8 protein-coding genes and 1 pseudogene are annotated in these 10,576 nt (G+C 66.1%); 2 read left to right on the top strand and 7 right to left on the bottom strand.

Features of this window, described 5'->3' with window-relative positions:
* Positions 1-161 precede the first annotated feature (161 nt).
* The 4 genes and pseudogenes from ACVK00_RS26410 to ACVK00_RS26395 form a co-directional block, all read right to left on the bottom strand.
* Positions 162-428 (bottom strand): annotated as a pseudogene (locus ACVK00_RS26410) (autotransporter domain-containing protein); the annotation flags it as partial.
* A 147-nt stretch (positions 429-575) separates the two neighbouring features.
* Positions 576-1,760 carry a porin gene (locus ACVK00_RS26405; protein WP_354123354.1) on the bottom strand — a complete coding sequence of 395 codons (1,185 nt, stop codon included), beginning with the start codon at positions 1,758-1,760 and terminating at the stop codon, positions 576-578.
* Between the two features lie 55 nt (positions 1,761-1,815).
* Positions 1,816-2,610: an ABC transporter substrate-binding protein gene (locus tag ACVK00_RS26400; RefSeq protein ID WP_166723769.1), complete on the bottom strand. Its 795-nt coding sequence runs from the start codon at positions 2,608-2,610 to the stop codon at positions 1,816-1,818.
* A 53-nt stretch (positions 2,611-2,663) separates the two neighbouring features.
* Complete coding sequence (locus ACVK00_RS26395; RefSeq protein WP_284894114.1) at positions 2,664-3,833, bottom strand: M20 aminoacylase family protein; 1,170 nt, start codon at positions 3,831-3,833, stop codon at positions 2,664-2,666.
* Between the two features lie 139 nt (positions 3,834-3,972).
* Between ACVK00_RS26395 and ACVK00_RS26390 the strand changes: the two genes are divergently transcribed.
* Positions 3,973-4,935 (top strand): LysR substrate-binding domain-containing protein, encoded by a 963-nt coding sequence (locus tag ACVK00_RS26390; RefSeq protein ID WP_175675977.1) that lies wholly within the window; start codon positions 3,973-3,975, stop codon positions 4,933-4,935.
* 103 nt (positions 4,936-5,038) lie between these two features.
* Here the strand turns inward: ACVK00_RS26390 and ACVK00_RS26385 are convergent, their stop codons facing one another.
* Positions 5,039-5,506 carry an antibiotic biosynthesis monooxygenase family protein gene (locus ACVK00_RS26385; protein WP_011661189.1) on the bottom strand — a complete coding sequence of 156 codons (468 nt, stop codon included), beginning with the start codon at positions 5,504-5,506 and terminating at the stop codon, positions 5,039-5,041.
* Positions 5,507-5,697: 191 nt separating this feature from the next.
* Positions 5,698-7,113, bottom strand: coding sequence for a MocR-like pyridoxine biosynthesis transcription factor PdxR (pdxR, locus tag ACVK00_RS26380; protein WP_284894113.1), 1,416 nt, complete (start codon positions 7,111-7,113; stop codon positions 5,698-5,700).
* Between the two features lie 637 nt (positions 7,114-7,750).
* Here pdxR and ACVK00_RS26375 point away from each other — a divergent pair.
* Positions 7,751-9,199: an amidase gene (locus ACVK00_RS26375; RefSeq protein WP_354123355.1), complete on the top strand. Its 1,449-nt coding sequence runs from the start codon at positions 7,751-7,753 to the stop codon at positions 9,197-9,199.
* Positions 9,200-9,406: 207 nt separating this feature from the next.
* Here ACVK00_RS26375 and ACVK00_RS26370 read toward each other — a convergent pair whose 3' ends face one another.
* Entirely contained in the window at positions 9,407-10,540 is a 1,134-nt protein-coding gene (locus ACVK00_RS26370; protein WP_284894110.1) for a porin, read from the bottom strand.
* Positions 10,541-10,576: the final 36 nt, after the last annotated feature.

The raw sequence follows: 10,576 nt of genomic DNA, 5'->3' as shown, positions 1-10,576 counted from the left end.
AATTCCAGACCCGTCTGATTGACATTCACTCGGACATATCTCGTCGAGTTCCCAAAGCATGTGGATGGCAAACTAGGTCAATCTCTCGGGCGCATGTCACATGTGCGCGCCAACGGAACCGGCCGCTCACGAAAACCCCGTCGCGAACGGCCGGCCCCACTTCAGAACTTCCACAACAAATTGCCATACAGCGCATGGTCGCTGAAGCGGCCGCCGATCTGGCCGCTATACGACAACCCCAGCGACAGGTTCTTCGTGACGGCCGCATCGACACCGACTTCGAGCACCGCGGCATCACGCGCGACCGGCACGCCGACCACGCTGAACGGCGCACCGCCGCTCGCGAACGACAGCGTCGAACCCGGCTGCGTATTGCCGAATGCATGCCGCCAGCCGACCGTGCCGAACGCTGTGACCTTGCTCGACGCGCTGAAGAAGGGGACGGTGACGTAAGCGACGGGGCGGACCTGCTGACGCTTGCGCACATGATGCGCGGGAGATCCGTCCGCGCGTCACCGGTTTCGCCGGTTTCACAGGCGGGCGGCGCCCGCCGCCGCCCTTCCCGCCCGATCCGGTCAGAACTTGTGACGGATCCCCGCATGCACCATCAGTTGCTTCGACGTCGACGACAGATCGGTCGCCCCCGGGATATACGCCTGATCGAGCGACGAACCGGTCGCGTCGCCGGCAACCCGCTGGTACGCACCCATCAGGTAGACGTCGGTGCGCTTCGACAGGTTGTAGTCGGCCATCAGCCCGATCGAATGGATCTTCGGTTTCGCGCTGCCCGTGGTCGCGTCGTAGCGCACGGTCGTATACACATACTGCGCGCCCACGAAGAACGCCGGCGTGAACTGATACTTGCCGTTCACTTCGAAGTTCTGGTACTTGATCGCCGTGACCGTGCCGCCCGCGAGCGGCCCCGCGACGGGTTCGATCGTCTCGTCGCCGAACAGGTAGCCGACGTTCGCGGTCGGCCGCGTGACGTTGCTGTTCGTGTAGGCGAACCCGAGCGTCGCGGGCCCCGCCGTGTAGTTGATGCCGGCCCCGAAGATCCGCAGCCGCGCGGACGTGAAGTTCGCATCCGCCCCGACCGCGCCCGAACCCGCGATCGCGCCGCCGGCCGTCGCGCCGGGGTTGTCCGCATTCAGGAATGCCGCGCCGACCAGCAGGCCGCCCTGCTCGTACTGTGCGCCGACGCTCCACTGCCGGTTGTTCGCGAAGCCGGTGTCGTTGCTGAAGCTGTACGTGCCGCCGAACGAGAAGCCGGCAAAATCCGGGCTCGCGTACTTGACCGTGTTGTTCACGCGGAACGTGTTGCCGGTGTTGTCGTTGTCGAGCGGATGCGAGAACGGATAGACGCCCCAGCTGCCGTTCGCGGTCGTCGGCGCGAGATAGTCGACGACCGAGTCATATTGCCGCCCGAGCGTCAGCGTGCCGAAGCGCGTGTTGCCGAGCCCGACGTAAGCCTGCCGCCCGAACATGCGGCCGCCCTGTGCGAGCGTGCCGCTGTTCACGTTGAAGCCGCTCTCGATCTGGAACAGCGCGCTGTAGCCGCCGCCGAGATCCTCGGTGCCCTTCAGCCCCCAGCGGCTGCCTTGCGCGAAGCCGCTCGCCATCTGCCACGCACTGTGGCCGCCTACATTGTTCGTATAGTCGATGCCGGCATCGATCAGCCCGTACAGCGTGACGCTGCTTTGGGCAAAGGCCGGCGCCGCACAGAGCGCCGGCATCGCGACGAAAAACAATCTCCAGTTCATTCGTTTTCCTTATTGATATGTTGATTCCAGTCCGCACGTCGAGGTGCAGCCAGGCTTACTTCGTGCCGTAGATGTCGAAGTCGAAGTACTTCTGGTTGATTTTCTGATACGTGCCGTTCGCGAGGATCGTCGCGAGCGCGCGGTTGAACGCCTCGCGCAGGTCGGTGTCCTGCTTGCGCAGCCCGAGGCCGTCGCCCTGCCCGAAGTACTTCGCGTCGTCGATCGCCGCGCCGACGAACATGAAGTCCTTGCCCTGCGGCTTCTTCAGGAAGCCGTCGCTGGCCGCGATCGATGCCTGGAACGCCGCGTCGAGCCGCCCCGTCACGAGATCGGCGTACACCTGATCCTGGTTCTGGTACGACTCGATCTGCACGCCGGCCGGCTGCCAGTTCGCGATCGCATAGTCGGCCTGCGCGGAGCCCTGCTCGACGCCAACCCGCTTGCCCTTCAGCGAGGCGGCCGTCGGCAGCAGCGGCGAACCCTTGCGCGCGATCAGCCGCGCCGGCGCGTTCGAGATCCGGTTCGTGAACGCGATCTGCTGCATCCGTTTCGGCGTGATCGTCATCGACGAGGCGATCACGTCGAACTTGCGCGCGAGCAGCCCCGGAATCATCCCGTCGAAACTCGACTCGACCCACACGCAGCGCGCATGCAGCTCCGCGCACAACGCGTTCGTGATGTCGATCCCGAAACCGGTCAGCGTGCCGTCGGGCCGCTTGTATTCGAGCGGCGGGTAGGTCGGATCGACCGCGAGGCGGATCTCCTTGCCCGTCCAGTCGCCCGCCTGCGCGGCCCCTGCCATCGTCGTCGCCGTCAGCGCCACCGCGAGCGCCGCCATCCACTGTTTCATTGCCCGTCTCCTTGCTTGCGTTGTTGAAAGTGAATCGAATCCGTGTGCGCGCGTCACGCGAGGTAGCGCTCGGCGAGCGCGATCCAGTAGCTCGCGCCGGTCGCGAGGCACGCGTCGTTGAAGTCGTAGCCCGGATTGTGCAGCCCGCAGCCGGCCGCGCCGTCGCCGTTGCCGATCGACAGGTAGCTGCCCGGGCACGCGTCGAGCATGAACGCGAAATCCTCGCTCGCCGCGATCGGCCGCAGATGCGGAATCAGCGCGTCGTCGCCACCCCATTCGCGCGCCACGTCACGGGCGAACGCCGTTTCCGCCGCGTGATTGACGAGCACCGGGTAGCCGTAGCGATAGTCAATCTCGGCCGTCGCGCCGTAGCTGTCGGCCTGACCGTGCACGATCGCGCGAATGCGCCGCTCCAGCAGCGCGCGCACGTCCGGTGACAGCGCACGCACGCTCAGTTCGAGATCCGCATGCGGCGGAATCACGTTCGATGCGGTGCCCGCGTGGATCGAGCCGGTCGTGACGATCGCCAGTTCCTGCGGATTCACGTTGCGCGACACGACCGTCTGCAGCGCCATCACGATCGACGCGCAGACGACCACCGGATCGATCGTCGTGTGCGGCGCCGCGCCATGGCCGCCGCGCCCGATCACCCGCACGCGCACCTCGTCGGCCGACGCCATCGCCGGGCCGTCGCAGAAGCCGAACACGCCGGCCGGCAGCCCCGGCACGTTATGCATCGCGAATACGGCATCGCACGGGAACTGCGTGAACAGCCCGTCGTCGAGCATCCGCTTCGCGCCGCCGAGCCCTTCCTCCGCCGGCTGGAAAATCAGGTTCAGCGTGCCGCTGAAGCGCCCGCGCTCGGCCAGACACCGGGCTGCCGCGAGCAGCATCGCCGTATGGCCGTCGTGGCCGCACGCGTGCATCACGCCGTCGCGGCGGCTCGCATGCGGGAGCCCGGTCGTCTCGCGGATCGGCAACGCGTCCATGTCCGCGCGCAGCCCGAGCCGCTTCCCGGCGCCGCGCGTGAGCGTTCCGACCACGCCGGTGCCGCCGAGGCCGCGCGTGACCCGATAACCCCATGTTGTCAGGTAGTCGGCGACGAGTGCGCTCGTCGCCTCTTCTTCGAAACCGAGCTCCGGATGCGCGTGCAGCCGATGGCGCAGCGCGATCATCTCGGTCTCGATGGCCGCCATTTCAGGCGGAATGCGTTCTCGATCCAACCCTGATACTCCTCGATGCGTGCCAGTTGCCGATCGCCGGAATGGCAGATCGTGGCGAAATCGTAGGCAGCGAAAAAACCGGCGAACAGCCGCAGTTTCGTTATGATGACAACCTTTCGTTGTCGGGTATCGCACCACCATGAGCACGATCAAGCTGCATCAGCTGCAGGCGCTCGTCGCGAGCGCGGAGGCCGGCAGCATCCGCGGCGCGGCGCGCACGCTCGGGCTGTCGCAGGCGGCCGTCACGCGCGCGCTGCGCGAGCTGGAGGCCAGCGAGCGCCTGCCGTTGCTGGTGCGCGCGCCGGAAGGCATCGGCTTCACCGAGTACGGGAAGACCCTGCTCACGCACGCGAAGCTCGTGCTCAAGCAACTGGAGCACGCGCAGAGCGATCTCGAGCGGATGCGCGGGCGCGTCGAGGGGCGGCTGAGCGTTGGCGTCACGCCGTGGCTGACGATGACGTTCCTCGCGGAAACCGTGCTGCGGTTTCGCGAACGGATGCCCGACGTGCGCCTCGAGCTGTACGAAGCGCTGATGGCCGTCGCGCAACCGCTGCTGCGCGACGGCAGCATGGATTTCGCGCTCGGCCACGTGCAGCCCGGCAGCGGCGCGCAGGAATTCGCATTCGAGCCGCTGCTGCGCTACGACACGTCGGTGATGGTGCGCGCCGGCCATCCGCGCGAACGCGCGAAGTCGGTGCACGACCTGCTCGATTGCGACTGGGTGCTGAATTCGTCGGCCGACGGGCAGGCCTCGCTCGTCGACTATCTGTTCACGCGGCACGGCGCGCAGATCGACGAACGTCGCATCGTGCGCGCGCAGTCGGTTGCGATGCTGCAAACCATGCTCGAACAGGCCGGCATGTGCACGTGGTGCCCGACCATCCTCGCGGCGGTGCCGCCGTTCGGCGAGCGGATGCGCGTGCTGTCGCTGAAGGAAACCTTCGAGCCGAGCGAACTCGGCATCGTCACGCGTCGCAGCAGCACGCTGAGCGACGCCGCGCGCTGCTTCATCGACTGCCTGCTGCAGACGATCCGGCGGCATGCGCGGTCGGCGCGAAAGGAGGATCTCGCGCTGTTCCGCACGCTGACGCTGTTGATCTGACGGTGTGCGGTGAGCCATGCGCGCAGGAAATACACCGATCCGGCAGGCGCCCCATGCGGACCACATTGAAGCCGGCCCGCAGTCTTCACCGAAACTTCGAGCGTCAGACGCCGACGTCCTTGTACAGCGCCGTGCTCGCCGTGTTTTCGGATGTCACGGGAAAGTTGAATCCGCATTGCCCGCACGGCTGTCCAAGCACTTCCTGCTCCCGCTCGAGCGGATACGGGCTGTCATCGGCGGTCCCGCAGCACGGGCAGACGCGGATGAGGCGCGTGTTCTTCAGCTCGAAATTGGTGATGATGTCTTCCATGATCGCGCCGGTGCGGACCGCCCATTCCTTCGCATGCTTGTGATACACGTTCGCATGCCAGTCGCGCAGCGCATCGAAGCTGGTCCAGAAGCTGACTTCGTTGAACCAGGCGGGATCGTCCGCATGCACCCACCACGTCAGGTGCATGAATCCCGGAACTTCCTTCAGGTGGTTGCGCACGTCCGCGAACACCATCTTGAACTTCTCGTAACCATCGGGGCTCGAGAAACGCACTCGCTGCATGCTCAGATAGACAGACATATTACGGGCTCCTGGCGATTGGATTGATGGGCAGTCGCTCGTCGCTCGAACCGGCGTGTGCGGTTTGCGAGTGACGGACGGCCCAATATAGGCAGGCAAAAAAGCCCGCTGACGGTCCAAAGGCGGTGAATTCGAAGGAGCCAAGTCGAATGCCGGCCGGTGCCGCGGACGAAACCGGGCCGGCCCGCCGATCAGCCGCGCACCACGCGCGCCAGACGTTCGATGCCTTCGCGGATGAGCGCCTCTTCCATCGACGCATAGCCGAGCAGTAGTCCGGCCTTTCGGGGCGCGTGGAGGAAATACGGCGTCACCGGATAGATGCCGACGCCGGCCTGCGCGGCCGCGTCGATCAGCTTCGGAACGTCGCAGGACGTGCGCTTGTTGAGCCAGACCAGCGCATGGATGCCCGCGCTGATGCCCTGCACCGTGACGTGCTCGCCCAGGCATTCGTCCACCGCGCGCATGAACGCGGCACGCTTGCGGCCGCAGAGGCGCTTCTGCTCGACCAGGTAGCGGTCGAAATGGCCTTGCGAGATGAAGTCGCTCAGCGACGACTGCAACAGCAGCGGCGTCTGCCGGTCACAGACGTGTTTCGCGGCCAGCAGACTGGGCAGCAGGTGCCTCGGACTGACGATGTAGCCGATCCGAAGCGACGGGAAAAGCACCTTCGACATCGTCCCCACGTAGATGACACGGTCGCCGCTGTCCACGGCCTTGATCGACGCTTGCGGCCGCACGTCGTAGCGCAGCTCCGCGTCGTAGTCGTCCTCGACGACGAACGCATTGTGTTCGCCGGCCCAGTCGAGCAGTTCGCGGCGCCGCGTCGCGGAAAGGATCGCGCCGGTCGGAAACTGATGCGACGGCGTCACATAGACGGCCCGGCAGTGCGCGGAAGCGCCCGGTAACTTCGCGGTCTGCAGGCCGTCCTTGTCGACGGGCACCGCGATGATCCGTGCGCCGGCCGCGGCGAATGCCTCCCGCGCGCCTTCGAAATGCGGCTCCTCGATGACCACGCCATCCTCCGGATCGATCAGCAGCCGCGCGATCAGGTCGAGCGCCTGCTGTGAACCGTTCGTGATGACGATATCGTCCGGCCGGCACTGGATTCCGCGGGCCCGCGCCAGATACTCGGCGATCTCGGTTCGCAGCGCCGGATAGCCGCCCGGATGGCCATAGCCGATATTGGATGTGGCGCTGACGGTCGCGCGCCGCGCGACGATCCGCGACCACTTCGAAAACGGAAAGTCGTCCGTCACCGGCAGGCCGTACCTGAAGTCGTATTTCAGCTCCGGCCGCTCGAGGATCGGCGACGGTTCGAGACTCCGCAGGCGTCTCGCGAAATGGGACAGCACCGGAGCGGGCGTCGCTGCATGCGTCCTGGGCGCTGCCGCTGCCGGCTTGCCGGCGAGGCGCTCCGCAACGACCGATCCCGCGCCGAAGCGGCTAACGATGCACCCTTCGTTCACAAGCTCGCTGTAAGCCGTCGTGACGGTGTTTCGGGAGACGCCGAGTTCTTTCGCCAGATCGCGCGTCGGCGGCAGTCGCGTGCCAGGTTGTGCCTTCGCGATCTCGATGCGCAACGCTCTAACCAGCTGGTCGACCAGCACCCCTTTGCCGTCCAGCGTGAACAGGACGCTTAAACTTTTTCTGCTTCGGCTTGATGGCTTCTCCACCGCTAGGGATCCTCTCGAACGCAAAGAAAGCGGCCGCGCTCGTCACGCCCATCGTGTACCACGCGCTGCCGCCCGCCCGATCTTACTGCGCCGCAAACACTCGCCAAACACTCGGTTGCCCCTATGTCGCCGCGGCTCGCGATCGCGATTGTCGCGCCCCGGCATCCCCCCGACTTGGCACCTTCGATCCCCGCCGGCTTGGTCCCACAACGCCCGCTTTTGCCTGCTTATAGTGGTCTCGGACCGACGAAGCGGCCGGCGCACGCCTGCTCGATCGCCGGTGCCGACACATCGCCTGCCGGCGATCACTCACGTCACGACGACCCGATCGTCATCGCGTTCGAGCGGAGAAGCCATGTGGCTGGATAAAACAATCGACCGTCTTGCTGCAAGCGTCAAGGCCGTTTTCGTCGTTTACGGCGCGGCGCTCGTATGGCCCGCGCCGTACGAAACGCGACCGGCGCGGCATCGACGATGAACCGACGGACGGCCGTGACGTGGTGATCCCGGGAGGCCGGCGGACGGCCTCGCGGTTCGCCCTGGCTATTCAATCTGACGACAGGACACCCCCATGATTTCCCTGGAAGAGTATGCACGGTATGACGGACTGGGCCTGGCCGGGCTCGTCGCCAAAAAAGACGTCACGCCGCAAGAGCTGCTGGACACCGCGTTCGCCGCCATCGACAAGGTCAACCCGGCCATCAACGCCGTGCTGCAGGTCCTGCGCGAGCAGGCAACCGGCACCGTGTCGGCCGGGATTCCCGCGGGCCCGTTCTCGGGCGTGCCGTTCCTGATCAAGGAAGCGGTGCTGCAGGCGAAGGACGTGAAGTGCGAGATGGGCTCCGGTCTCGCGAGAGGGCTCGTCGCACCGGCCGACTCCGAACTGATGACGCGATTCCGGCAATGCGGCCTCGTGCTGGCGGGCACGACGCAGACGTCGGAGTTCGCGTACAGCCCGTCGACAGAACCACGGCTGCACGGCGCGGTGCGCAACCCGTGGGATCTCACGCGTAGCGCCGGCGGCTCGAGCGGCGGTGCGGGCGCGGCCGTCGCCGCGGGCATCGTACCCGTCGCGCACGGCAACGACGGCGGCGGCTCGATCCGGATTCCGGCGTCGTGCAACGGGCTGGTCGGCCTCAAGCCGAGCCGCTTCCGGACGCCCTGGGGGCCGAACCACGGTGCGGAACTCGTATTCGGCGCAATCTCGGAGTTTGCGCTGACCCGCACGGTACGCGACGCGGCCGCCCTGCTCGATGCGGTGTCGGGCGCCGACGTCGGTGCGCCCGGACATCCGCTGCCGCAACTGGAGCCGTACGCCACCGCCATGACAAAACCGCCGCGGCCGCTGCGCATCGCGTGGTCGACGAAGACGGGATCCGGCGAGCTTCCCGACGCCGACTGCATGCAAGCCGTGCATCGGACCGTCCGCCTGCTCGAGGAACTCGGTCACATCGTGGTCGAGGATGCGCCCGTCTACGATTGGGAGCAGTTCCTCGATGCGACGCACGTCGTGTGGATGAGCTTCATCGCGGCCAGCGCGCAGCAGCTCGCGCTGGCGACCGGTCGCACGCCCGGCCCGCACAATCTCGAGGCCGCGACGCTCGCGTCGTACGAAGAAGGGAAAAACTTCAAGGCCACCGACCTGATCGGTGCGCTGGGCCAGCACAACGCGGTCTGCCGACAGGTCGGCGCGTTCTTCGAAACCGTCGATGTCTTCCTGACGCCCACCCTGGCCAGGCTGCCCCGGCCGCTGGGCGAACTGAACCAGGATCGCGCGGGCATCGCCGCGTTCGAATGGACGAAGCAGGTGTTCTCCTATATTCCGTTCACGCCGGTCTTCAACATCACGGGGCAACCGGCCATGTCGCTGCCGCTGCACGTGACGGAAAGCGGGCTGCCGGTCGGGGTGCACTTCGCCGGTCGCTACGGACAGGAAGCCACGCTGCTGCAACTGGCCGCCGAGCTCGAACAGGCGCGTCCGTGGGCGAGCCGGCGGCCGCCGGTGCACGTGGCGCGTTAGCGTTCGTGCCAAGCGCGATCGTGTCGAGCGTGTAATGACAGCCGACGACAGGCGTCGTCGGCTTCGTTGTTTCCCCGGACCGATCGGTCATCCCGCTGGCCCGGCAACTCTCCTGATATCGCCGGAAAGTAGTGGATCGAACCGGCATTTCCATCCAGATGCCGTTCTCCGAGGGTTTCCGCCGCGGTTCGAACGAACCGCGACGCGTCAGAAGACTGTCCGAATACCGACGCGGCCAAGCACCTGCGAGCGGGTCGACGAGATACCCGCCGCCCCGGTGATGTACGCGTTGCCGAAGACGGTGCCCGCCGCATCGCCGCCCACATGCTGATAGACCGCCTGCGTATACAGGAACGTCCGCTTGGATAGCAGGTAGTCGAGCATCAGGCCGGCCTGATGCCAGCGCGGCGTTGCCTCGCCCGACGCCCCGTCGAACCGGCCGAGCGTATACGCATACATCGCGGCGAATACCACGGTCGGCGTGACCTGATACCTGACGTTTGCCTCGACGTTGTCGAACCGGAGCAAGGTTGCGCCGGCCGGCAGCGTGCCGAAATAGGTGGAAGAAACCGGATCGTTCAACACCGTGTGCGTATAGGTCAGGCCGAGCGTCGCTGGCCCCCAGTCATAATTTGCGCCGGCGCCCCACACGCGCTGGCGCCGCGCGACGAAATTGGCATCGGTCGACGATACGGCGCCGGCGCCCGTCGCGCCCGGCGAGTCGGCCTGCAGATACGCAGCCGCGAGCGACAGCGATGATAGTTTGTACGCGATACCGAGGCTGAAACTGCGATTGTTCGCGAAGCTCGCCGTATTGCCGAACGCGTACACGCCGCCGAACTGCAGCCCACCATAGTTCGCGCTACTGAATTTCACGGCGTTGCTCAAGCGGAACGTCGCGACCGCATTGTCGTTGTCGTACGGATGCGCGAACGGCCATCCGCCATCGCGGCCATTGGCAGTCAGTGGCGCCAGGTAATCCTGAATCGAGTCGTATTGCCGGCCGAACGTCACGCTGCCCCATTGCGCGTTCTGCAAGCCGACGAACGCCTGGCGCCCGAACAGCATACCCGACGGCAGATCCCGGCCCGAATCGAGCACAAATCCGTTCTCCAGCGTAAAGATGGCCGCGTTTCCTGCACCGAGCGATTCGACGCCCTTGAGCCCCCAACGGTCACCCGCGGTCCAGCCGCTCTGCGTCTGCCACGCCTGCTTGCCGGCGGCGTTGTTCGTGAAGCCGATGCCCTGGTCGATCAGGCCGTACAGGGTCACGCTGTCCTGCGCGGACGCGTTTGTTACCGCACAGAACAACGTGCACAGCATTGCCGTTTTATGCTTCATGGATTCTCCAAACGATCGGGTAATTTTTGTCTGTCC

This window comes from Burkholderia sp. PvR073 (assembly GCF_054055695.1).
This window is presented reverse-complemented; position numbering and strand designations above follow the sequence as displayed.

What these genes read in the sequence shown, in the direction of transcription:
- ACVK00_RS26390 (WP_175675977.1), top strand. Translation starts at nt 3,973, where the DNA reads ATGAGCACGATCAAGCTGCATCAGCTGCAGGCGCTCGTCGCGAGCGCG.
- ACVK00_RS26375 (WP_354123355.1), top strand. Translation starts at nt 7,751, where the DNA reads ATGATTTCCCTGGAAGAGTATGCACGGTATGACGGACTGGGCCTGGCC.
- ACVK00_RS26400 (WP_166723769.1), bottom strand. Translation starts at nt 2,610, where the DNA reads ATGAAACAGTGGATGGCGGCGCTCGCGGTGGCGCTGACGGCGACGACG.
- ACVK00_RS26385 (WP_011661189.1), bottom strand. Translation starts at nt 5,506, where the DNA reads ATGTCTGTCTATCTGAGCATGCAGCGAGTGCGTTTCTCGAGCCCCGAT.
- ACVK00_RS26370 (WP_284894110.1), bottom strand. Translation starts at nt 10,540, where the DNA reads ATGAAGCATAAAACGGCAATGCTGTGCACGTTGTTCTGTGCGGTAACA.
- ACVK00_RS26405 (WP_354123354.1), bottom strand. Translation starts at nt 1,760, where the DNA reads ATGAACTGGAGATTGTTTTTCGTCGCGATGCCGGCGCTCTGTGCGGCG.